This is a genomic window from Nocardioides daedukensis (assembly GCF_013408415.1).
Lineage (GTDB): Bacteria > Actinomycetota > Actinomycetes > Propionibacteriales > Nocardioidaceae > Nocardioides > Nocardioides daedukensis.
Map to the genome: position 1 here is coordinate 1,525,227 of NZ_JACCAA010000001.1, position 21,116 is coordinate 1,546,342.

Below are 21,116 nucleotides of genomic sequence, written 5' to 3' on the forward strand. Positions count from 1 at the left end.
TTGCCGCTGGGTGACTTCTCGGTCACACCCGGCACGATGGAGGCATGCTGCACTGGCCACTCCCCGGCGGACACGACCTTCGCGACCGGCTGCTGTCCGCGTGGTCGACCGGTCGTGGCTATCACGACGTCCAGCACCTGGCCGAGGTGCTCGCCCGGCTCGACGAGCTGGGCGCGGGCGACAACGTCGAGGTGGTGCTGGCCGCCTGGTTCCACGACGCCGTGCATGACACCGCCGGCGACACTGCCGCGGACAACGAGGAGCGCTCGGCCCGGATGGCCGCGGACGAGCTGTCTGCGCTGTCCGCGCAACATGGGGCGGACGTCGATGTCGACCTCGACGTTGACATCGACGAGGTCGTCCGCCTGGTCCGGCTCACCGAGCACCATCGACCCGAGCCCGGCGACAGCAACGGCGAGCTGCTCTCCGATGCGGACCTGGCCATCCTCGCCGCCGGTCCGGTGCGCTACGCCGAATACGTCGCCGGCGTGCGAGCGGAGTACGCCGACATCCGCGACGCAGACTTCGCCCGGGGCCGGCTCGCGATCCTGCGTGACCTCGCCGCGAAACCGGCCCTCTTCCACACCGCGCATGCGCGCGAGCACTGGGAGGCCGCGGCCCGGGCCAACCTGGCCGCGGAGATCAAGAGCCTGTCGAACGACCCTGCTGTGGGGACTCCCGGCGATCCTGGCGACGACCCTTCCGGCGGCGCAGGCCCGCAGCCGTGAGTCGACGTACCAGCTCCCGGCTGCGCACCGGCTCCGCTCCGGCCGCCACCGCGGCGTCATAGTGCTCGGCCGGGATGTCGTAGTGGTCGCCGTCGAAGCCCCGCGCCGGCACGCCCAGGGCCGAGGCGAAGGCGTGCAGCTCCTCGAACGACTCGTCCGAGGCGAGGTGCGACCACAGTCGTCCCCGCCAGGGAACGTTGGGTGGATCGAGCATCAGGGCCATGCGGTGCATCTTAGATTCCGGGGACCAGGTGGCGGCCCAACCACAGTGTGGACATGATGTAGCCAGCCGACTGGAAGGTTCATCGATGCACCTGAAGCTGTCCCCGGAGGACGCCGCGTTCCGCGAAGAGCTCCGCACCTACTTCACCACCGAGATCCCGCAGGAGATCCGCGACGCGGTTGCGCAGCGACGTGAGCTCACCAAGGAGCAGATCGTCACCGCACACAAGATCCTGAACAAGGGCGGCTACGCCGTCCCGCACTGGCCCACCGAATGGGGCGGTCGCGGCTGGACCGACCTCCAGCGCCACATCTGGCACGAGGAGCTCCAGCGCGCCAACGTGCCGCTCCCGCTGGTCTTCAACTCCTCGATGGTCGGCCCGGTGATCGCCGCCTTCGGCTCGCAGGAGCAGAAGGAGAAGTTCCTGCCCGCCACCGCGAACCTCGACATCTGGTGGTCGCAGGGGTTCTCGGAGCCCGACGCCGGCTCCGACCTTGCTTCGCTGCGCACCACGGCGGAGTACGTCGAGGACGAGTCCGGCGCACGCTTCGTCGTGAACGGCCAGAAGACCTGGACCACGTTGGGACAATATGGCGACTGGATCTTCTGCCTGGTCCGCACCGACCCCGACGTGAAGAAGCAGGCCGGCATCTCCTTCCTGCTCATCGACATGACCACCCCCGGCGTCACCGTCCGCCCGATCGAGCTGATCGACGGCGGCCACGAGGTCAACGAGGTCTGGTTCGAGGACGTGCAGGTCCCTGCCGAGAACCTCGTCGGCGAGCTCAACCGGGGCTGGGACTACGCCAAGTTCCTGCTCGGCAACGAGCGCGTCGGCGTCGCCCCGGTCGGCGCCACCAAGCGGGTGCTGGCCAGCGCCAAGGAGTGGGCCGGTGACCTGGTCGCCGAGGACCCGTTCCTCGCCGCGCGCTTCGTGGAGCTGGAGAACGAGCTGCTCGCCCTGGAGCTCACCGCCCTGCGGGTGTCGGCCAACTCCGCGGATGGCAAGCCGCACCCGGCCTCCTCGGTGCTCAAGCTCAAGGGCACCGAGCTCCAGCAGGCCGTCAGCGAGCTGGTCGTCGACATTGCCGGACCGGGTGCGATCGCGTCCGGGGCCGGCGAGGGCAGCGACCTCGAACATTGGCAGGCCCGTTCGACACCGGCCTACCTCAACCTGCGCAAGGCATCGATCTATGGCGGATCCAACGAGGTCCAGCGCCAGATCATCGCCCGCACGATCCTGGGACTGTGAGGAGACGACATGGACTTCACCTATGACGACGAGCAGCAGGCGCTCCGCGACGCGGTCCGTGGGCTGATCGGCAAGAAGTACTCAGACTTCGAGACCCGCCGCCAGACCGTGGCTGCGGACCCCGGGTTCGACGAGACCACCTGGTCGCGCCTGGCTGAGCTCGGTGCCCTCGGGCTGCCGTTCAGCGAGGATGACGGCGGCGCCGGGGCAGGCCCGATCGAGGTCGCGATCGTGGCCCAGGAGCTGGGCCGGGTGATCGCACCGGAGCCCTACCTCACCTCGGTGGTGCTGGCCGGCGGACTGGTCGCCGACGCAGGTTCGGACACCCAGCGCGCCGAGATCCTCGGTGCGCTCTCTGCCGGGGAGTCGATCCTGGCCTTCGCCCACGACGAGCCCGGCTCCCGCTGGGCTCCGACCGCGTCGAAGGTCACCGCCTCAGGCTCCGGCGACGCGTGGACCCTCACCGGCGTCAAGGAGCCGGTCCTGGCCGGCGCCCGCGCCGACACGCTGATCGTCTCCGCGGCCCTGCCCGAGGGCGGCACCGGCCTGTTCGTGGTTGATCCCGCGAACACCGACCGCACCGGCTATCCGACCAACGACGGCGGCCGTGCGGCCCGGATCGGGTTCAACGGCACCGCCGCCGTTCCGCTCGGCGTCGGCGGGGACGCCACGTCGGTGATCGCGACCGGGCTCGACCGCGCACGCATCATCGCGGCCAACCAGGCCGTCGGCGCGATGGAGGTCTCGTTGCACGCGACCGCGTCCTACCTGACCAGCCGCAAGCAGTTCGGGGTCACGCTGAACACGTTCCAGGCACTCAACTTCCGTGCCGCGGACATGTACATCTCCCTCGAGCTGACCCGCAGCATCGTGGACTGGGCGACGATGGTGCTGGTCGAGGGCACCAGCGAAGAGATCGCGGATGCGGCCTCGCGGGCGGCACTCCAGACCAGCCGGGCCTCGCGCCACATCGGCCAGGAGGCGATCCAGCTGCACGGCGGCATCGGGATGACGGCCGAATACTCCATCGGCTCCTACACCAGCCACCTGACCGCACTGGACCACCTGTTCGGCGACGGCAACCACCACCTGCGGGTGCTGGCGGGGAAGGTCGGCGACCACGCGGACGTCGACCCACTGGGTTGATCCGTCGGGGTGAACCTGTCGGCCACGTCTCACCCGTGACACGTTTGCGCAGCCCCACCGGGGGGCCACAATGAACGCCATGGCTACCTCGGTGGGGAAATCGCGCGCGACCCGATTGACCGCGACCTACCTCACCGACCGCCCCTGGCTGTGGGTCGCCGCGGTGATCGGGCTGGGAGTCGTCCTCGAGTCGGTGCTGCGGGTGACCCGGTTCGCCCTTCCGGTTGCCCCTGCCTTCGTGGCGTTCGGGTTGATCGCACTGGTCCTCGCCGGGGTCCGTCCCCGGCACGTGCGCACTCCGGTCGACCTCGCGATCGGTGCCAGCGTCCTGGCCGGGATCATCGCCTTCGTCATCAACAGCCACGGCGGGCGCCGGCTGATTGCGTGCGTGATCATGGCCGGCGTCTTCTGGCTCCTGATCGGGGTGCAGCGGGCGTGGCGCAACGGTCGGATGGCCTTGGCGCTGACTGCCGCGCTCGCCGTCACGATCACCGCCGGCTATGCGGTGATCCAAGCCGTGTTCAGCATCGAGACCGGATATTGCCGGGCCAAGGTGGCCGGCGGCGCCGACGGCTGCTGGCGCGAGGACACCGCCATCCGGGTGATCGGCACGTCCTCGAACCCGAACCTGCTGGCGCCGGTGCTGGTGCTGCTGATCCCGATCGGTTGTGTCGCGCTGCGGATGACCTTCGGGAAGAAGTGGGGCCGGATCCTCTCCGCCTCCCTGGGCGTGCTGGGCGCGAGCGCACTCATGCTTACCCTGTCCCGCGGCGGAGCGGTGAGCATGGTCGTGCTCCTGGTCGCGGCACTCGCCCTGCGCAACCCGTCGCGACGTACCCTCGTCGGCACCGGGCTGGCTGTCGCGGCCGGCATCATCGTCGCCCTGGGCGCCCTGCTCGCGAAGTTCTCGCTCGGGCCGCGCAGCGACGTCTATCGCGAGTCCCTCGAGGTCTGGTGGGAGAACCCGTGGGGCGTCGGACTGGGCCGGTCCGGGCCCTTCATCGACCAACGCATCGAGGGCGACCAGCGGTTCTACCACTCGCACAACCTCTGGCTGACCTGGCTGGTGGAGACTGGGTTCATCGGACTCTTCGCTGCCCTGTGGCTCACCGTCGCCGTCACCGTGGCCGTCGTCCGGGGAGCTCGCCGGCACGACGCCATGATCGTCGCCGCCGGTTCCGGCCTGGCCGGCTTCGGCGTGATCAGCCTCTTCGACAACCCGTCCTTCAACGCCTACGTCTCGATGGCGATGTGGACCGTGGTGGCGATCGCGGTGAGTGTCCAGCACGAGAAGAGACCCAGACAGGCCTCGGGCCCCACCGAGGCCACCCCCTAGGCTCTGGGACATGACCAGCAGCGTCTACATCGCTTCGGCCGAGGGATTCACCGGCAAGTCGACCGTCGCCCTGGGGGTGCTGGAGCAGCTCTCCCGCGCCGTCGAGCGCGTCGGTGTCTTCCGCCCGATCATCCGCGCGGGTGCCAGTGGCGACGGCGAGAAGCGTGACTACGTGCTCGACCTGCTCACCGCGCACGATGCCGTGGAGCTCTCCTACGAGGAGTGCGCAGGCGTGTCCTACGAGGAGGTGCACGCGGACCCCGAGGCGGCGATGGACCGGATCGTGGAACGGTTCCACCAGGTCGCCGACCGGTGTGACGCGGTGCTGGTGATCGGCAGCGACTACACCGACGTCGCCACCCCCACCGAGTTCTCCTACAACGCCCGTGTCGCGGCCAACATCGGCGCCCCGGTGCTGCTCGTGGTCAACGGCTTCGGTCGCACCGCTGCCGAGTTGGCCACGATCACCTCAGTGATGACCTCCGACCTGCGCGCCCACCACGCGAAACTCTTCTCGGTAATCGCCAACCGCGTCGACGATCCCGACGTGCTCGCCGGGATCTCCGAGCTCGGCGGCGTCCCGGCGTTCGGCATCCCCGAGGAGCCGCTGCTCAACGCGCCGTCGGTCGGCGAGCTGATGGCTGCCTGCGGCGGCACCCTGGTCTCCGGTTCCGAGGAGCTGCTCTCGCACGAGGTGCCGGCGTTGATGGTCGCGGCGATGACTCTGCCGCACGTGCTCGGCCGGCTCACCGAGGGGATGGCCGTGATCACCCCCGGTGACCGTAGCGAGATCGTGATCGGCGTGCTCGCCGCCCACCAGTCGGCGAGCTTCCCGCAGGTCTCCGCGATCTTCCTCAACGGCGGCATCCCGCTGCCCGGCGAGGTCCGCAGCCTGGTCGACGGTCTCGGCACCACCACGCCGATCATCTCCACCGAACTCGGCACCCACGCCGCCTCGACGGCGTTGACCAACCGCCGCGGCCGGCTGACCAAGGACTCCGCGCGCAAGATCACCACCGCGCTGCGCCTCTTCGGCGAGTACGTCGACGGCCCCGGGCTGGTGGACCGCCTCGAGGTGGCCCGCACCGACGCGGTCACGCCGCTGATGTTCGAGCACCAGCTGATCGATGACGCGGTCGCCGCGGGTCGCCACATCGTGCTGCCCGAGGGTGAGGAGGCGCGGATCCTCAAGGCTGCCGACATCCTGCTCCGGCGCGGGGTCGCGCGCCTGACCCTGCTCGGCGACCCGGTGACGATCAACGCCAAGGCCGCCCAGCTTGGCGTGGACGTCAGCGGGGCGACGCTGCTCTCCCCGCGCGACGAGGAGCTCGTCGAGAAGTTCGCTGCCGAATATCACCAGCGGCGCAAGCACAAGGGCATCGACCTCGAGGAGGCCCGCGAGCGGGTCCAGGACGTGTCCTACTTCGGCACGATGATGGTCGAGCTCGGTCTGGCCGACGGGATGGTCTCCGGCGCGATCCACACCACCGCGCACACCATCCGTCCTGCGCTCGAGGTGGTGAAGACGGTAGAGGGCGTCTCCGTGGTCAGCTCGGTCTTCTTCATGTGCCTGGCCAACCAGGTGCTGGTCTACGGCGACTGCGCGGTGAACCCGGATCCGACCTCGGACCAGCTCGCCGACATCGCCATCTCCTCGGCCGCTACGGCCGCAGCGTTCGGGATCGACCCGCGGATCGCGATGCTCTCCTATTCCACCGGGTCCTCGGGTTCGGGCACCGACGTGGAGAAGGTGACCGCGGCGACCGCCCGGGTCCGCGAGCTGGCACCGGAGCTCCTGGTCGAGGGTCCGATCCAGTACGACGCCGCGATCGACGACGCAGTCGCAGCCACCAAGCTGCCGGACTCGCCGGTCGCGGGTGACGCGACGGTCTTCATCTTCCCCGACCTGAACACCGGCAACAACACCTACAAGGCCGTCCAGCGCTCCGCGAACGCGGTCGCGATCGGGCCGGTCCTGCAGGGCCTGCGCAAGCCGGTCAACGACCTCTCCCGCGGCGCGACAGTGCGCGACATCGTGAACACGGTGGCGATCACCGTCCTGCAGGCGGCCCGATGAGCACGCCGCACGTGCTGGTCGTCAACGCCGGCTCGTCGTCGTTGAAGTACAGCCTCGTCGACGCCACCACTGGTGAGAGTCCCGGCAGCGGCCTGGTCGAGCGGATCGGCGAGTCCTCGAGCACGGTGGTCCACCAGGGTCCCGAGGGTGAGAGCCGGATCGACGGTGCGGTGGCCGACCACGAGGAGGCATTCCGCCTCGCGCTGCACGCGTTCGAGGAGCACGGTCCCTCCCTGTCCGACTTCGACGTGGTCGCCGTCGGGCACCGCGCCGTCCACGGCGGCGAGCTGTTCTCCGCGCCGGTGCTGGTCACCGACGAGGTCACCGATGCGATCCGCGACCTGATCCCGCTGGCCCCGCTGCACAACCCCGCCAACCTGGAGGGGATCGCGGGCGCCCGCACGCTCTTCCCGGACCTGCCGCACGTCGCCGTCTTCGACACCGCGTTCCACCAGACCCTCGAACCGCACGCCTGGTCCTATGCCGTGCCCCGCTCCTGGGCCACCGAGCACGGGATCCGCCGCTACGGCTTCCACGGGACCTCGTTCTCCTTCGTCTCCCGGGCGAGCGCCGAGCTGTTGGGCACCCCGCTCGAGGAGACGAACCTGATCGTCGCCCACCTCGGCAACGGCGCCTCGGTCGCCGCCATCCACGGCGGGCGCTCGGTGGAGACGTCGATGGGCCTGACCCCGCTCGAGGGGCTGGTGATGGGGACCCGCTCGGGAGACGTCGATCCCGCGCTCCATGCCCACCTGCACCGCGAGCTCGGCTGGTCCCTGGACGAGATCGACCGCGAGTTGAACCGCGAGTCCGGCCTCAAGGGACTCGCAGGCGAGAACGACTTCCGCGAGGTGCTCCGACTCCGCGAGGAGGGCGACGAGGGGGCGGGCCTGGCCTTCGACGTCTATGTGCACCGGCTGCGCAAGTATGTCGGCGCCTACTACGCGGTCCTCGGCCGCGTGGACGCGATCGTCTTCACCGGCGGCGTCGGCGAGAACGCAGCTCTGGTCCGCAGCGCCGCCCTGTCCGGGCTGGAGCCGCTCGGGATCCAGGTCGACGCCGAGCTCAACGACGTACGCTCCGAGACGGCTCGCCTGGTCTCCTCCGAGCGTTCCCGAGTGGCGGTGGCCGTGGTGCCGACCGACGAGGAGTGGGAGATCGCGCGCCAGGCCGTCGACCTGATCGGCTGACGTCGCCGGGTGTCGATCGACCCGTGGTGAACCGCAGGACTCAGGGCGAGATGCGCAGTGAGTCGCGGACGTCGCCCAGCTTGTCGTCCCACTCCCCCTCGGCGGCGAAGAACCGCACCGTGGTGGTGGTGCCGTCCTGCAGGTCGATGTAGAGGCTCATCTCCTCCACGTCGCGCTTCTGACCGGCATAGGTGACGCTGCGGGTGAAGTGCACGAAGGCCGCCCGGTAGGCGCCCGGCACCTTGGCACTGCCTTCGTCGATCAGCGCGAAGTCGGTGCTGTCGCGTGCCTCCTCCAGGCCGAGGTCGCGGACCTCCTCGAAGCCGGCGGACTTGCCGGGTACGCCGGCATAGAACGACACGTAGGCAGGGACCGCGGTGCCGTCCTCGGGCTCGCCGATCGCCCAGTCCCAGGTGGTGCCGGACAGGGCGAGCCCCTCGGGGTCATAGATGTGCCAGCCCGGGTCGCTCTCCATCACCAGGCGGTGGCCGACCACCCACGACTTCTGGTCCCGCTCGATCACCTCGAACGGGTCCTCCACCGACGACTGCAGGGCTCGGGGAACGGGCGTCGTCGCCGGTTCCTCGTCGTCGGCGAACACCACTCGTCCCAGCACCGCAGCGATCAGGGCGAGCAGGACGATGGCGGAGCCGACGAGCAGGCGCCGGCGGCTCACTGCTCGGCCTTCCTCGTCCGGCCAGACGCCTCGGGCCGGCCGATCACGTCCTCGAGGAACCTGGCCAGCACCGATCCGGGCACGTCCAGGTCGGGTGGGAGTCCGAGGGCACCCCCGTCGACCAGGTCGAGGACCACGAACTCATAGGAGTCGCGGCCGCCGGTGCGCTCCAGGCGGACCCGCTCGACCGCGCTGAACGGCGTACGACGTCCGCGTGCGAGCAGCCCGTCGCGGTCCACGACCAGTCGCTCGTGCTGGAACAGGAGGCGGATCCCGAAGGCGGCGATCGCGGCGGAGAGCAGCACGGCCAGGGCGAGCCCACTCACCACCCGGGCGTCCCACTCCTCATCAGGGGTGGTGATCACCGATGCGACGGCGAGGGCGAGGAAGGCCAGGCCAACCACCGTCGAGGTGATCGACACCCAGCGGTTCGCTCCGATCCGCACCACGCCGTCGGCAACGTAGCCGGCCATCAGTTCCTCGGCCCGCTTGCGGACCCGTTCGTGGATCACTGGGCAGTCTCCTGCATCAGGCCCCGGCCCTCTCCTCGAGGGCCTCGGTGAGGATCGAGACCAGGGCCTCGAGCTGGACGTCGACCGAGGAGAACTCCTCCTCGGACCCGTCGAGCGCACGGGCGGCGAGCCCGGCCTTGGAGTCGATCAGCTCGGCGATGCGGGCATCGACCGTCTGTGCCGCGATGACCCGCCAGGCTGTCACCGGCATGTCCTGACCGATCCGGTGCACCCGGTCGATCGCCTGGGTCTGTTCGGCGTCGGTCCACGACAGCTCGGCGAGCACGACGTTGCTGGCGACCTGGAGGTTCAGGCCGACACCTGCCGCGGTCAGCGAGCAGACGATGATCTGCACGTCGGGGTCGTTGACGAAGGCGTCGATGTTCTTCTGGCGTGTCGTCGAGGACTGCTCGCCTCGGACCGCGGCCCAACCGATGCCGCGTGAGGTGAAGAGCTCCTGCGCCGCGTCCATCACGTCGACGTGCTTGGCGAAGAAGACCACCTTGCCGGCGCTGCGGGAGAGCTGCGCGGCATAGTCGGCGGCCAGCTGCGCCTTGGCCGACCCGATCCGGCGCACCATCGAGAAGACGTTCTCGCCGGTGGAGGTGTTGGTCTCGTCGGTGAGCTCGGCCTTGGCCACTCGGCGGATGAGCTCCGCGTCGATGCCCCGGGTCTCCTCCCCGCGGTTGCGACGGGCCTCGACGGCCGCGTCGTACCGGCCGGCCAGACGCTTGGCCAGGTGCCTCTCCGCCTCGCGGATGGAGCGGCCCTCGGCGCCGTCGAGCTCGACCGGCATGTCGGCGATACGACGGGCGGGGATGTCGGAGGCGACGTCGACCTTGCGCCGACGCACGATGCCCATGTCCACCACCGCCTGGCGCGCGGCCGGATAGAACCCGTGGTCGACCGGGGTCATCCCGGTCTCCTCCAGCTTGCCCATCAGCACCGGGCCGGGCTTCTTGGCGTCGATCCAGCCGAGGAACTCCCAGATCGCAACGAAGTCCTCGATGTCGTTGATCAGCGGGGTCCCGGTGAGCGCCATCAGCAGCGGCCGCGCGACACGGTGCTGGATGTGGTCGGAAATGTCGAGGACGTGCTGGGAGCGCTGCGACTTCTTGTTCTTGATGAAGTGCGCCTCGTCGACGACCATGCCGCGGAAGCCGTGCTCGCTCATCCAGCGGGCGTGCCGGTCGAGGATCTCGTAGTTGACGATGATGATGTCGGCGAAGCCGTCCACGGTGTCGCCGTCGCCGTGCACGACGCTGACCGAACGCTCCGGCGTCCAGCGCTCTGCCTCACGTGCCCAGTTGGTCTTGACGACGTTCGGCACCACGCAGAGCAGCGGATAGGCATCGGCGGCCTGGGCCGCGAGCAGCGCCTGGGCGGTCTTGCCCAGACCGGGCTCGTCGGCGAGCAGGAAGGTGCGGTGCCCCTTGGCGACCGCGGCGAGCAGGCGCGACTGGTGGTCCATCAGGTCCTGGCCGCGATAGGAGAGCGAGGTCTTCGGCTCCGGTAGTGCCATGCACGCGGGCGCACCGTTGGGAGCCTGCTCGAAGGAGTTCAGCAGCGGGGTGATCAGCTCCCAGCCGACCAGGCGGCGCTCGGTGAGCTTGCGCTTCTCGGCGTCGGTGAAGTCGGGGACCATGAACGGGTTCGCCAGCTGGGCGGCGCGGACGCTGGGCGGCACGACCTTGCGCTCGGCGCGCATCGTCTCGACCTCGGACAGGACGACCGGCTCGGGGTCCGGCTCAGGCTCGAGGCCACCCTCGATCTGCATCTCCTTCTTCACCCGACGGGCGGCGTCACTGATCTCGGCGTCCATGTCGAGCAGGTGGAAGAGCGAGGGCTCACGCGCGGCGGTCTGGGCGAGGATGGTGGCGATGCCGTCGAGACGCTTGAGCTGGCCCTCGCGTTGGGCGTCGCTGACCTCGGTGTCGGCCTTGACCCGGGCCCGCTCCTCGCGGGCCAGCAGGGCGCAGACCTGAAACCTGGTCCGGTGGCTGCTGGTGAGCTGGTTGCGTTGGGCACCGTGCTCGATGTCGCGCACTGCCTTGGCCAGCACCGGAATGATGCCGTCGTTGTCGCGCGGACGTCGCTGGTTGCTGCGACCGCGCTGGGCCGTCCCCCCGGACCGTCCGTTCCGGTTGCCTCCGGATCGCCGCTGACGTCCTGTGGCCACTCACATCTCCTCTGTTGCCCTTGCGTGACGACTGCCTTGCCGCCCGCTCCGGAACCGTGTCCCCACCGCGGCTGAGCCAGCACCGGCCGACAGGGCCGGGCGACGGCGTCGAGCCACGTCGTACGCCGTCTGGTTGCGCTTCATGCCGCACGGTTCCGCTGCACCGATCGTGTCCAACCGTCTCGATGAGACCGTGCAGACAGAACTGGGCGGTCCGACCGCCCTACATTGGGTCATCGGCGGCAGTCGCCGCCTGGAACACCCCGGTGCGCCACCCACTGTAGCCCGAAACCGTCCCGCACTCCCACATTCCGGACGCCTGTCCCGGATGCGTGGGTGACTCAGGAACGACTCAGCCGCGCAGTGCCCGGTTCACGCCCATCGCCAGGCCAATCAGTGCCAGCAGCACCACCAGGGCGCCGGCACCGGTGCCAGCCAGGACCATGGCTTGGGAGTCGTCGGCCGCGCTGGCGGACTCGTCCTCGTCCGTCCCGTCCCCGTCTGTCCCACCGTCTGCCCCGCCGCCACCGTTGGGGCCGACCGCTCCGCCGCTGTCCTTCGCGATCGCGGTCATCGGCTCCTGGGTGGTCGCGGTGAGGTCGCGGGTCCAGGTCACGTTGGTGCCGTCGACCTCACCGTTGGTCTCGGTGACCTCACCCGGGAACGTCAGCGAGACCTTCATCTCCGGTTTTCCGTAGACGGCGAAGAAGCCCTTCATCTCCGCGTCGCTCACCCCGCCCGCTCCAGCCTGGCCGGACAGGTCGAAGGATCCCTTGAAGACATAGGTGTCGTACTGGTGGGTGATGGTGAAGGCCCCGGACTCGCCGGAGTCCAGCACGCCACCCACTTCCTCGACGGGTACGGCGTCGAAGGTGATCCTGTCCCCGATGAAGTCGCCCTCCTCATAGGGCTCGACGGTGGCACCTTCGGGGAGGTCGTCATAGGAGTCCTCCTGCATCGCCTCCCAGACCGCTCGGGGGTCGTCGCCGGACGCGCCGCTGATCGGACCCATCGTGGTGATGGCGTCCTTGTTCATCGCCGTGATCATGGTGCCCGAGACGGTGCCGTCCGAGCCGATCTTGAGCTCCATCTCGACCTTGAGGCACCCGGTGAGGAGCATGAGCAGGCCGAGGACCGCCAGCACGGAGGCGATTCGGCGCAGCATCGGGTTTCCTTCTTCGTCGGTGGGGTTCGTCAGGGATCTTCCCAGACCCGGCTTCACCCAACCATCGCCCGGTGGCGACCCGGGGGCGTTTGGTGGCGGCCCGAGGGGCGTCTGGAGGTTTCGGGTGTGGGTCTTGCGTTGATCTGCAAGGCTGCTCCCCGTGGCATGGGGAGCGCAGGCGGCGAAGCGGATCGCACTCGAGATCATCGGCTGGACGTTGGTCCTCGCCGGGATCGCAGCCCTGGTGTTGCCCGGTCCCGGGTTGTTGATGCTGTTCGGCGGGATGGTGGTGCTCTCCCAGCAGTACGAATGGGCCGAACGGCGACTTGAGCCGATCGAGCGCCAGGCGTTGCAGACCGCTGCCGAGGGGGTCCGCACCTGGCCGCGAATCATCGGCTCCGGTCTCGGCGCGACCTGGCTCGTGGGTCTCGGCATCTTCTGGACGATCGGTCCGGACGCGCCGTCGTGGTGGCCACTGCGGGACTCGTGGTGGCTCCTCGGCGGCCCCGCCACCGGGATCACCTTGATCGCCTCCGGCTTCCTCGCCTGGGGACTGTTGGTCTACAGCTACAAGCGGTTCCGCCCACAGATCCTCGCCGGCGCCTCGAACGAAGAGGTCGTGGCGAACACCGGCGACGACGCCGACGAGGATTCGTTGTAGCGTCTGGCCCATGAAGAAGTCCGCGTGGATCGTTGCCGCAGCCTTGCCGTTGCTTCTTGCCGGATGCGGCGACGAGGGCTCAGAGGACCTCGGCGCAGTGAGCGGCAAGGCGGTCACCGAGGGTCCGACGGACCTGGCGACCGAGACGCCGAGCGCCCCCGCCCCGGCCCCCGCACCGTCGCTCTCGGCCCCGCCCTCGCCCTCGGCGCCGACGGACCCGAACGACGCGGAGAACACCGAGATCAAGCGCGTGGACCCACCGACCGACATCGACTGCCCCAAGGTCGTGGCCGCCGACGCGGCGCCCCTGAGCGGCGCAGCGACGTCCGGCACCGAGGTGCAGTTCGGCAAGGCCTACTCCTGGCCGAACCAGGTCACCGTGTCCATCTCGACCCCCAAGGCATACGACCCCACGCCGCAGGCCGCCGGCGTCGAGGGCCCCGGCCAGGTGGCGATGCGGATGACGGTCACGGTGCGCAACGACTCCTCGAAGGCCTATGCGATGAGCACCCCCTATGAGGTGGTCAACTCGGGTGGCGTGGAGTCCTCGCAGATCTTCGACCTGGGCCAGTGCATGGAAGGCAGCCCCAGCACCTCCCTGGCCAAGGGAAAGCAGGCTTCCTACATGGTCGCGTGGGTGATCAAGGACCCGAAGTCGATCAAGCTCACCTTCGAGCCCGGCAACGACCTCGACCCGATCACGTTCACCAACTGATGCGCGTGCGACGCGGGTTGGCCCGCGGACTGATCAGGCTCGCCGGCTGGAAGTCGGTCGGCACCGTGCCGCCGAGCGGCATCATGGTGGGCGCCCCGCACACCTCGAACTGGGACTGGGTCGCCACGGTCCTGCTGCTCTGGTCGCACGACGTCTCACCGCGGGTGCTGATCAAGCAAGACCTGTTCAAGGGACCGCTCGCGATCATCCTCCGAGCGACTGGTGGCATCCCGATCGACCGCTCCAACGCGGTGACGGTGGTCTCCGACCTGGCTGCGCGTGCGGCCGAGGACGAGAGCTTCGTGATCGTCCTCGCCGCGGAAGGCACTCGGTCGCACGGTGAGCACTGGAAGTCCGGTTTCCACCGCCTCGCCCGACAGACCGGTCTGCCGGTCTCGTTCGGCTACATCGACGGTCCGAGCAAGACCGTGGGCATGGGCCCGACGCTCGAGATGACCGACGACATCCAGGCCGACATGGACAAGATCCGCGCCATCTATGCGGACAAGCGCGGGATCAGGCCCGAGTACCGGATCGAGCCGCGACTGCGCGAAGAGGACCGCCCGAGCTGATCTGCCTGGCTGACCCGGCCGAACTGACCCGGCCTAGCTGATCAACTTGGCTGATCCGGCCTAGCTGATCCGCCTGGCCGATCCGCCTGGCTCAGGCGAGGGTCCAGGTCCCCGGCTTCGACTTGACCATGCGGCCGTCGGCAATCAGGCTCTGGCGCGCCTTGCGCGCGGCCAGGTGCCAACGCAGCTCACCGGTCGGCGACTTCTCGCGGTCACCCTCGGTGAGCCGATCGCCCAGCATCTCCTCGAGCGCCGCGAGGGCGTCGGCGTTGCTGAGCTCCCCACCGGCCTCGGTGAGCACCACGACGACGGCCACCGCCAGCTCCTCCGGCGGCGTCCAGCGACGCGGCGCGGTGCGGGTGGCCACGACCGGGGTCGTGGCTGCGCTCGCGCGCCGGGTTGTCGAGGACGTCGACTTGCGCGGCTTCGACTTGGGCGCGGGCTCCGGCTCAACTACGCGTTGAGGCCTGGGCTGCCCGTGCGGGCAGTAGGCCAGAGAGAGGTCACACAGATCGCAATGCGCACCGGTAGTCATCGTGGACCAGTCTAAAGGGTGTCCACAGGGCCGGTTGTCCTGGTCGGTGAACAGGTGAGCCGCGCCACGGCGCCTGATGATCACGTCACGGACGCTGTGCCCTCAGAGCTCGCCCGACTGGGGGTCGTCCCACACCACGTGCAGAGCACGAGGCAGCCCCCAAAGGCCGAGCTCACTCAGCCGACCCTGCTCGTCCAGGGCACCGAGGGCCTGCCAGCGCGGCATCATCATGCTCACCAACGACGAGAAGTGGGACTCGAGGGCATCCAGGTCCTCGACCTCTCCCTCGAGCTCGTCCATCGCCAGGAGATCGGCCACCGCCCGGGTGCCGGTCAGCTCGGCACCGACACCACGGCGTACGACGCCCAGCACGAGCGCGAGCCAGTCGGCATGGACCGTGCTGGCCAACAACGCCGACTCCTCGACGTCGAGCCCGCGCTCCTCGGAAGGATCGTCGAGCGGCGAGATGGTGCTGGCCGCGCAGTCGATCCACACTTCCCGGGCATCAGCGTGGGGCGGGAGTCCTTCGGCGAACTCGGGAGCGAAGTAGTCTCCGGGCCAGCTCCCGATGCCGACCCGGATCCGCTCGGCGACGGTCTCGATGACCGCGGGCGGCGCCTGGTCACTGAGGAGGTCGGGCCAGGCCTGCGCCAGGAGCGACGCGGCCTGCGCGTCGATCGCCGCACGTTGCTCCTCGAGCATGTCCGTGTCGGCGTCGTCGAGCAGGAAGTCGCTGGGGATCTCGTCAGTCATGGGGCCAACGTAGTCAGGCGCGGGCCCGGGCCAACAGGTCGCCCCACGCCGGGAAGCGGGTCCGCACGGTCGGCCCGCTCGGCACGCCGTCGCGTCCCTTGGCCCACTCCCGATAGCCGCCATAGCTCGCGCGCGACTCGGGGTCGGCGAGGTAGCGGCGTACGGCCTCGACAATGACCTCATCGGAGAACGCCGACTTCTTCGTCGTCGTGACCACTGTGTCCAGTCCAGCGCCCCGGCAGGCATCGGACCACTTGCCGAAGCGTCGGATGATCCCGATCCCCGACGGGCCACCGTGCGTCGCGCGCCAGGCGTCGTACGCCGTGACGGTGAGGGCACCGTCGTGTCCCGCAGCGGCTGCACGGATCGCGTCCAGCATCTCGATCTCGGACCAGCGACGGGCAGCCATGCTCGGCATCATCGCATCAGGCGTCGGCCTTGAGTCGGTAGGTCAGGAAGATGTTGCCGCGCGAGGATGCCCCGGAATCGACCAGGTCGAGGCGGGTCAGCGGCGTGGACTCGTCGAAGAGGCGGCGCCCGGTGCCGGTGATGGCGGGGTGCATGGTCAGGGTGAGCAGGTCGATGGCGCCGCCGAGGAAAAGGGAGCGGACCGTCTCCACTCCCCCGACGACTGCGATGTCACCGCCGTCGCCGTCCTTGAGCCGGTTGACGTAGTCGATCGCGTCACCGTCGACCAGCGTCGAGTTCCAGTCCAGGTCACCGGTGAGAGTGCTGCTGACGACGTGCTTGGGGATCGGGTTGATGAAGTCACCGAACGGGTCGTCGGCGGCGGCGGAGGTCCAGTAGTCGCGCCACTCGGACCAGAGCTTGCGGCCGATCACGACGTCGGAGACGGTCGAGATCGACGCACCCATCCGCTCGCCCTCCTCCTGGCCGAAGGCGTCGAACTGCCACTGGTCGGGTGCCTCGCTGACGCCGTTGAGCGAATAGAACAGGTGCGCGGTGGTCGTGCGGGTCATGGCTGTGGCCTTCCGGGTTGGCGGGACTGTCGGTGTGTTGACCATCGAGTACGCCGGAACTCATCGCTGTCGGCACGACTTTCGCCACCGGCACTGGATGCCGGAAATCGCTTGACGCGCAGTGCCGGTCCAGCGCTAGCGTCGACCCATGTTCGCTGCGCTGGGTCGCTTCATCTCCCGTCATCCTTGGTATGTCATCGCCACCTGGATCGTCCTGGCCGTCGTGGTGGTCGCCACCGCACCGGCCCTGACGTCCACCACGGACGAGTCGGAGTTCCTGCCCGACCACTACGAGTCCATCAAGGCCGCCGAGCTGCAGGAGAAGGCGTTCCCGAACGCCACCACCCCTGCCGCGATCCTCGTCTTCGAGCGCGAGGACGGGGAGAAGCTGACCGATGCCGACGTCAAGGACGTCCTGGCGATCAGCAAGGAGCTCGGCCCCAATCTCGGCAAGGACACCTTCGTCCCCCAGGTCACCGCGACCGGTCCGGACGGGAAGCCGTCGGTGTCCGAGGACGGCCAGATCGCGATCGGTTTCGTGGGCCTGGCGGATGGCGCCACGGGCTATGACACCCGGGCGATGGACGACGCCAAGGACATGCGGGCGCAGATCAAGCCACTGGTCGAAGGCACCGACCTCACCGTGCAGACCACGGGGGCCGCGGCGCAGGGGCTCGACTCGCAGGAGTCGACGGAGGCGACGATGGCGATCGTCGGCATCGCGACGGTCGTGCTGATCGTGGTGCTGCTTGCGATCATCTTCCGCAGCGTGATCATCTGCCTGATGCCGATCGTGGTGGTGACGATCGTGTCGATGATCGCCACCGGCCTGATCGGTGCCGCCAACGAGGCCTTCGACCTCAAGGCCGACTCCTCGATCCAGGTGATCCTGATCGTGGTGCTCTATGGCATCGGGACCGACTACATCTTGTTCTTCCTCTTCCGTTATCGAGAGCGACTCCGCCAGGGCGACGAGACCCGTTCCTCGGTGGTCCATGCGCTCGAGCGCGCCGGGGAGGCGATCGCGTCAGCCGGTGGTGCGGTGATCGTCGCGTTCCTCGCCCTGCTGCTCAGCTCGTTGAGCATCTTCCGTTCGATCGGACCGGCACTGGCCATTGCCGTGGCGGTCACCCTCCTCGCCGCGCTGACGCTGGTCCCGGCCGTCGTCACGGTCCTGGGCAAGGCCCTGTTCTGGCCCTCGAAGGGATGGAAGCGGGAGCCCGAGGCCGCCCGATTCGCCAAGGTGGGCCGCTCCCTGGGCCACCGGCCGGGTCTCTTCGCCGCTGCCTCGGGGCTGGTGCTGGCTGCTCTGGCCGTGTTCGGGCTGCAGTTCAACCCCAGCTTCGACTTCAACTCGAGCCTGCCCGACGGGGTCGAGTCCACCGAAGCGATCACCACCTTCCAGGAGCACTTCGCAGCCGGCGCGAGCGATCCCGTCCCGGTCCTGCTCACCTCCCAGGACGGCGTACCGCTCGAGGAGTCGGCGACCGAGGCGATGACCGCGGCCCTGGGTGAGGCCGAGGGTGTCGCCCAGGTGCAGGGTCCTCAGTTGTCGCAGGACAAGGCCACCGCGATGTTCTCCGCGGTGCTGGACAACGATCCGACCTCCGACGCGGCGCTCGACGACGTGAAGGGACCGATCCGTACGGCGGTGCACGACGCGGCACCCGCCGGGACCGAGGCCTATGTGGGTGGCACGCCCTCGGTCTTCGCCGACTTGCAGAAGGCGATGGCGCGGGACTACTCGGTGGTCTTCCCTGCGGCCGCGCTGGTGATCATGCTGATCCTCGCGCTGCTGCTGCGCAGCCTGGTCGCTCCTTGGTATCTGATGGCCGCGGTGGGTCTGGGCTTCGGTGCGACCCTGGGCGCGACGGTGATCGTGTTCCAGCACATCCAGGGAGAGCCCGGCCTGATCTTCATGCTGCCGATCTACATCTACCTGTTCGTCACCGCACTCGGCACCGACTACAACATCTTGATGGTGGCGCGACTCAGGGAGGAGGCCCGTGAGGGCCGAAGCCCACGCGACGCCGCCGCCGAGGCGGTCAAGCACGCCGGCCCGACCATCGCGGCCGCCGGCGTCATCCTGGCCGGCACGTTCGCCTCGTTGATGCTGGGCGGGAACGCCCTGATCGAGTCGATGGGCTTCGCCCTGTCGTTCGGCATCTTCGTGGCGGCGTTCGTGATGGCGATGTTCTTCACGCCGGCGCTGACGGCGTTGGTCGGCCACGCCGCCTGGTGGCCGGGACACAGTGATGAGCGGAAGGGCCAGCGCAGGGACGACACCGGAGCCGACGACTAGGCTGCGCGCCCTCAGCTCAGGGCTTGCCCTTGCCGGACGACTTGCCCTTCCCCGACGAGTTGCCCTTCCCCGACGACTTCGGGTTCTGCGACTTCTTCGGTTTGCCCTTCGTGTCCGATGGACCCGCGTCGTTCGAGGGGCCCTGATCGGCGGAGATCTGCGGCTCCGGGCTGATGGTGACCGGCTTGGCCGCCACCGTGAGCACCACGGTGGCCCCGTCCGTGACTCGTCCGGTCGGGGTGACGGCCATGACCCGTCCGGGGCGGTGCTCGTCCGTCGTCTGGGTGGCCTTGGACGCACGCAAACCGACCGCGGAGAGCTTCTTGGAGGCGCTGGCGAAGGACTCACCCTTCAGTCCGCGGGGCACCGTCACCTGGCCGGAAACGACCGTCAGGGAGACCCGGGTGCCGGGGTCCACCTCCGTGGAGGCCTTGGGGTCCTGGGCATCGACCGAGCCCGCCTCCTCCCCGGGCATGTCCCGGCTACGCACCTGCGCGGTGAGCCCCGCGTCGCTCAGCATCGCCCTGGCCTCGGCCTCGGACTTGCCGACCAGGTTGGGCACGCGCACGGAGTCTGAGGCGGCGCTCTGCAAGAACACCGCGCTGAGGACCAGGAGCCCGACCGCGATGGCTCCCGCGATGGTGCCGCGGCGTCGATCCCATGGGCGCAAGAAGGAAATCCTTACGCCGCGTCGACCGGAGCCGGACCGTGAGCTCGTCTCCGACGTGCGGCTGCCGAGTGCCATGAAAGCCGTCGGGAGGGGGTCGGCGCCCGACGGGTCCCTGCGCAGGGCGCTGGCCGTCCGGGAGACCTCGGCCGCGGAGGCCGGTCGGTCGGCTGGGTCCTTGGCGAGCAGGGCAAGCACCAGGGCCGCCACGTTCGGGTGTACGTCGTCCGGAAGCGCCGGTGGCTCCACCTGGATGTGCGCCATGGCGGTGCTTATCTCGTTGCCCGCATCGGCGAACGGGGCCCGTCCGGCCAGGCACGCGTAGGCAACCACGCCCAACGAGTAGAGGTCCGAGGCCGGTGTCGCCGTGTGGCCCTGTGCCTGCTCGGGGCTGATGTATTGCGGAGTGCCGACGATGGTTCCGGTACGGGTCAGCGGGGTCGCATCCATCGCCCGCGCGATGCCGAAGTCCGTGACCCGCACGGAGCCCGACTCATCGATGAGCAGGTTGCCGGGCTTGATGTCGCGGTGCACCAGTCCGGTGCGATGAGCAGCCTCCAGGGCCGCTGCGGTCTCGGCAACGATCTCCAGGGTGCGCTCGTCGCCCAGACGACCGGCACCTCGCAGCACCTCGGCCAGCGAGTCCCCCGCGACGTGCTCCATCACCAGATAAGCGATGCACCCGCCGGATTCGTCGTCTTCCTCACCGAAGTCGAAGACCGGGACGACGTTGGGGTGACTGACCGAGGCGGCAGCCTTGGCCTCGGCACGGAACCGCAACCGGGTCACCTCGTCCTGCGCGTGACCAGCCAGCAGCACCTTCAAGGCGACCCTGCGACCAAGTGCCAGGTCCGTGCTGGACCAGACCTCCCCCATGCCGCCGACCGCAATGCGATGGGTCAGTTGATAACGGCCGTCGATGATCGATCCGGCCTGCACAGTGCGTGCATCGGCCATGAGCCCTCCGCATGTCGCTTCTTGTCTGCCCGAAGGCCTCCCACCAAGGGTGTCGGTACCCCTCGTGGCCCAATTTAGCCCCGTGAGGGAGAACTCGGACAAAAACGCCAAGGTTCGTTTTCGGGCCAGTCTCCGCGTCGTGGGGACGCATGTAGCCGATCAGTGTGGATGGCGCCGAGATCATCCGCGCGGGACTCGTGTTGTGTGCCCAGCGCGGCGTCCTAGGCGCCCTTCCCGGGATGTGGGAGTTTCCTGGCGGGATGATCGAGCCCGGTGAGACCCCTCGCTCCGCGCTGGAGCGCGAGATCACCAAGGAGTTCCTCTGCAGCGTACGGATCGGTCGCTCAAGCCCGAAGGCAGCCAGCGGTGTCGCGAGGATCGTGGTCGGCCGAGGCCATGGCGACGCCGCCGACCGTCAGGCCCACCACTGCGATCGCGCCGGCGAGTCCCATAGGTTTCTGGGACTGTCGATCCTCGGAGGCCGATGACG

21 protein-coding genes are annotated in these 21,116 nt (G+C 69.1%); 11 read left to right on the forward strand and 10 right to left on the reverse strand.

Features of this window, described 5'->3' with window-relative positions; translation table 11 throughout:
* The first annotated feature begins 44 nt into the window (after window positions 1-44).
* Complete coding sequence (locus BJ980_RS07560) at window positions 45-728, forward strand: HD domain-containing protein (protein ID WP_179501730.1); 684 nt, start codon at window positions 45-47, stop codon at window positions 726-728.
* On the opposite strand, the gene BJ980_RS07565 is transcribed toward BJ980_RS07560, so the two are convergent.
* Window positions 643-951, reverse strand: coding sequence for a DUF4031 domain-containing protein (locus tag BJ980_RS07565; RefSeq protein WP_179501731.1), 309 nt, complete (start codon window positions 949-951; stop codon window positions 643-645). The genes BJ980_RS07560 and BJ980_RS07565 overlap by 86 nt on opposite strands.
* 85 nt (window positions 952-1,036) lie before the next feature.
* On the opposite strand from BJ980_RS07565, the gene BJ980_RS07570 reads away from it, so the two are divergent.
* The 5 genes from BJ980_RS07570 (at window position 1,037) to BJ980_RS07590 (ending at window position 7,952) form a co-directional block, all read left to right on the forward strand.
* On the forward strand, window positions 1,037-2,203 hold the full coding sequence (locus BJ980_RS07570) for an acyl-CoA dehydrogenase family protein (protein ID WP_179501732.1): 1,167 nt from the start codon (window positions 1,037-1,039) through the stop codon (window positions 2,201-2,203).
* Window positions 2,204-2,212: 9 nt separating this feature from the next.
* Complete coding sequence (locus BJ980_RS07575) at window positions 2,213-3,349, forward strand: acyl-CoA dehydrogenase family protein (protein ID WP_179501733.1); 1,137 nt, start codon at window positions 2,213-2,215, stop codon at window positions 3,347-3,349.
* 79 nt (window positions 3,350-3,428) lie between these two features.
* Window positions 3,429-4,685 carry an O-antigen ligase family protein gene (locus BJ980_RS07580; RefSeq protein WP_179501734.1) on the forward strand — a complete coding sequence of 419 codons (1,257 nt, stop codon included), beginning with the start codon at window positions 3,429-3,431 and terminating at the stop codon, window positions 4,683-4,685.
* A gap of 10 nt (window positions 4,686-4,695) precedes the next feature.
* Entirely contained in the window at window positions 4,696-6,762 is a 2,067-nt protein-coding gene (gene pta / locus BJ980_RS07585; protein WP_179501735.1) for a phosphate acetyltransferase, read from the forward strand.
* The gene (locus BJ980_RS07590) at window positions 6,759-7,952 is read left to right on the forward strand and encodes an acetate/propionate family kinase (protein ID WP_179501736.1); all 1,194 of its coding nucleotides are present in this window, start codon (window positions 6,759-6,761) and stop codon (window positions 7,950-7,952) included. The genes pta and BJ980_RS07590 overlap by 4 nt, the downstream gene beginning before the upstream one ends.
* Before the next feature lie 40 nt (window positions 7,953-7,992).
* Here BJ980_RS07590 and BJ980_RS07595 read toward each other — a convergent pair whose 3' ends face one another.
* The 4 genes from BJ980_RS07595 to BJ980_RS07610 form a co-directional block, all read right to left on the reverse strand.
* On the reverse strand, window positions 7,993-8,628 hold the full coding sequence (locus tag BJ980_RS07595) for a hypothetical protein (RefSeq protein ID WP_179501737.1): 636 nt from the start codon (window positions 8,626-8,628) through the stop codon (window positions 7,993-7,995).
* Window positions 8,625-9,140, reverse strand: a complete 516-nt coding sequence (locus BJ980_RS07600) for a hypothetical protein (RefSeq protein ID WP_179501738.1) — start codon at window positions 9,138-9,140, stop codon at window positions 8,625-8,627. The genes BJ980_RS07595 and BJ980_RS07600 overlap by 4 nt, the downstream gene beginning before the upstream one ends.
* A gap of 16 nt (window positions 9,141-9,156) precedes the next feature.
* Window positions 9,157-11,319, reverse strand: coding sequence for a DEAD/DEAH box helicase (locus tag BJ980_RS07605; RefSeq protein ID WP_343047729.1), 2,163 nt, complete (start codon window positions 11,317-11,319; stop codon window positions 9,157-9,159).
* Between the two features lie 352 nt (window positions 11,320-11,671).
* Window positions 11,672-12,484, reverse strand: coding sequence for an LppM family (lipo)protein (locus BJ980_RS07610; RefSeq protein ID WP_179501739.1), 813 nt, complete (start codon window positions 12,482-12,484; stop codon window positions 11,672-11,674).
* A gap of 160 nt (window positions 12,485-12,644) precedes the next feature.
* On the opposite strand from BJ980_RS07610, the gene BJ980_RS07615 reads away from it, so the two are divergent.
* From BJ980_RS07615 to BJ980_RS07625, 3 genes are read left to right on the forward strand one after another with little or no spacing between them, the layout of a single operon-like run.
* The gene (locus BJ980_RS07615) at window positions 12,645-13,145 is read left to right on the forward strand and encodes a PGPGW domain-containing protein (protein WP_179501740.1); all 501 of its coding nucleotides are present in this window, start codon (window positions 12,645-12,647) and stop codon (window positions 13,143-13,145) included.
* Between the two features lie 10 nt (window positions 13,146-13,155).
* On the forward strand, window positions 13,156-13,860 hold the full coding sequence (locus BJ980_RS07620) for a hypothetical protein (protein WP_179501741.1): 705 nt from the start codon (window positions 13,156-13,158) through the stop codon (window positions 13,858-13,860).
* Entirely contained in the window at window positions 13,860-14,432 is a 573-nt protein-coding gene (locus BJ980_RS07625) for a 1-acyl-sn-glycerol-3-phosphate acyltransferase (protein ID WP_179501742.1), read from the forward strand. The genes BJ980_RS07620 and BJ980_RS07625 overlap by 1 nt, the downstream gene beginning before the upstream one ends.
* A 91-nt stretch (window positions 14,433-14,523) precedes the next feature.
* Here BJ980_RS07625 and BJ980_RS07630 read toward each other — a convergent pair whose 3' ends face one another.
* The 4 genes from BJ980_RS07630 to BJ980_RS07645 all read right to left on the reverse strand — a co-directional run bounded on the left by BJ980_RS07630 (window position 14,524) and on the right by BJ980_RS07645 (window position 16,700).
* The gene (locus BJ980_RS07630; protein ID WP_179501743.1) at window positions 14,524-14,799 is read right to left on the reverse strand and encodes a hypothetical protein; all 276 of its coding nucleotides are present in this window, start codon (window positions 14,797-14,799) and stop codon (window positions 14,524-14,526) included.
* A gap of 270 nt (window positions 14,800-15,069) precedes the next feature.
* Window positions 15,070-15,720, reverse strand: coding sequence for a hypothetical protein (locus BJ980_RS07635; protein ID WP_179501744.1), 651 nt, complete (start codon window positions 15,718-15,720; stop codon window positions 15,070-15,072).
* Between the two features lie 13 nt (window positions 15,721-15,733).
* On the reverse strand, window positions 15,734-16,129 hold the full coding sequence (locus tag BJ980_RS07640; protein ID WP_179501745.1) for a homing endonuclease associated repeat-containing protein: 396 nt from the start codon (window positions 16,127-16,129) through the stop codon (window positions 15,734-15,736).
* A gap of 16 nt (window positions 16,130-16,145) precedes the next feature.
* Complete coding sequence (locus BJ980_RS07645) at window positions 16,146-16,700, reverse strand: dihydrofolate reductase family protein (RefSeq protein ID WP_179501746.1); 555 nt, start codon at window positions 16,698-16,700, stop codon at window positions 16,146-16,148.
* Between the two features lie 148 nt (window positions 16,701-16,848).
* On the opposite strand from BJ980_RS07645, the gene BJ980_RS07650 reads away from it, so the two are divergent.
* A complete protein-coding gene (locus BJ980_RS07650; protein ID WP_179501747.1) occupies window positions 16,849-19,002 on the forward strand; it encodes an MMPL family transporter in 2,154 nt (717 codons plus the stop codon).
* Window positions 19,003-19,018: 16 nt separating this feature from the next.
* Here BJ980_RS07650 and BJ980_RS07655 read toward each other — a convergent pair whose 3' ends face one another.
* Window positions 19,019-20,626 carry a protein kinase domain-containing protein gene (locus BJ980_RS07655; RefSeq protein ID WP_179501748.1) on the reverse strand — a complete coding sequence of 536 codons (1,608 nt, stop codon included), beginning with the start codon at window positions 20,624-20,626 and terminating at the stop codon, window positions 19,019-19,021.
* Between the two features lie 197 nt (window positions 20,627-20,823).
* Between BJ980_RS07655 and BJ980_RS19570 the strand changes: the two genes are divergently transcribed.
* Window positions 20,824-21,114, forward strand: a complete 291-nt coding sequence (locus tag BJ980_RS19570; RefSeq protein ID WP_425490357.1) for an NUDIX domain-containing protein — start codon at window positions 20,824-20,826, stop codon at window positions 21,112-21,114.
* Window positions 21,115-21,116: the final 2 nt, after the last annotated feature.

What these genes read in the sequence shown, in the direction of transcription:
- BJ980_RS07570 (WP_179501732.1), top strand. Translation starts at nt 1,037, where the DNA reads ATGCACCTGAAGCTGTCCCCGGAGGACGCCGCGTTCCGCGAAGAGCTC.
- pta (WP_179501735.1), top strand. Translation starts at nt 4,696, where the DNA reads ATGACCAGCAGCGTCTACATCGCTTCGGCCGAGGGATTCACCGGCAAG.
- BJ980_RS07565 (WP_179501731.1), bottom strand. Translation starts at nt 951, where the DNA reads ATGGCCCTGATGCTCGATCCACCCAACGTTCCCTGGCGGGGACGACTG.
- BJ980_RS07620 (WP_179501741.1), top strand. Translation starts at nt 13,156, where the DNA reads ATGAAGAAGTCCGCGTGGATCGTTGCCGCAGCCTTGCCGTTGCTTCTT.
- BJ980_RS07580 (WP_179501734.1), top strand. Translation starts at nt 3,429, where the DNA reads ATGGCTACCTCGGTGGGGAAATCGCGCGCGACCCGATTGACCGCGACC.
- BJ980_RS07655 (WP_179501748.1), bottom strand. Translation starts at nt 20,626, where the DNA reads ATGGCCGATGCACGCACTGTGCAGGCCGGATCGATCATCGACGGCCGT.
- BJ980_RS07610 (WP_179501739.1), bottom strand. Translation starts at nt 12,484, where the DNA reads ATGCTGCGCCGAATCGCCTCCGTGCTGGCGGTCCTCGGCCTGCTCATG.
- BJ980_RS07645 (WP_179501746.1), bottom strand. Translation starts at nt 16,700, where the DNA reads ATGACCCGCACGACCACCGCGCACCTGTTCTATTCGCTCAACGGCGTC.
- BJ980_RS07635 (WP_179501744.1), bottom strand. Translation starts at nt 15,720, where the DNA reads ATGACTGACGAGATCCCCAGCGACTTCCTGCTCGACGACGCCGACACG.
- BJ980_RS07625 (WP_179501742.1), top strand. Translation starts at nt 13,860, where the DNA reads ATGCGCGTGCGACGCGGGTTGGCCCGCGGACTGATCAGGCTCGCCGGC.
- BJ980_RS07560 (WP_179501730.1), top strand. Translation starts at nt 45, where the DNA reads ATGCTGCACTGGCCACTCCCCGGCGGACACGACCTTCGCGACCGGCTG.
- BJ980_RS07640 (WP_179501745.1), bottom strand. Translation starts at nt 16,129, where the DNA reads ATGGCTGCCCGTCGCTGGTCCGAGATCGAGATGCTGGACGCGATCCGT.
- BJ980_RS07650 (WP_179501747.1), top strand. Translation starts at nt 16,849, where the DNA reads ATGTTCGCTGCGCTGGGTCGCTTCATCTCCCGTCATCCTTGGTATGTC.
- BJ980_RS07575 (WP_179501733.1), top strand. Translation starts at nt 2,213, where the DNA reads ATGGACTTCACCTATGACGACGAGCAGCAGGCGCTCCGCGACGCGGTC.
- BJ980_RS07590 (WP_179501736.1), top strand. Translation starts at nt 6,759, where the DNA reads ATGAGCACGCCGCACGTGCTGGTCGTCAACGCCGGCTCGTCGTCGTTG.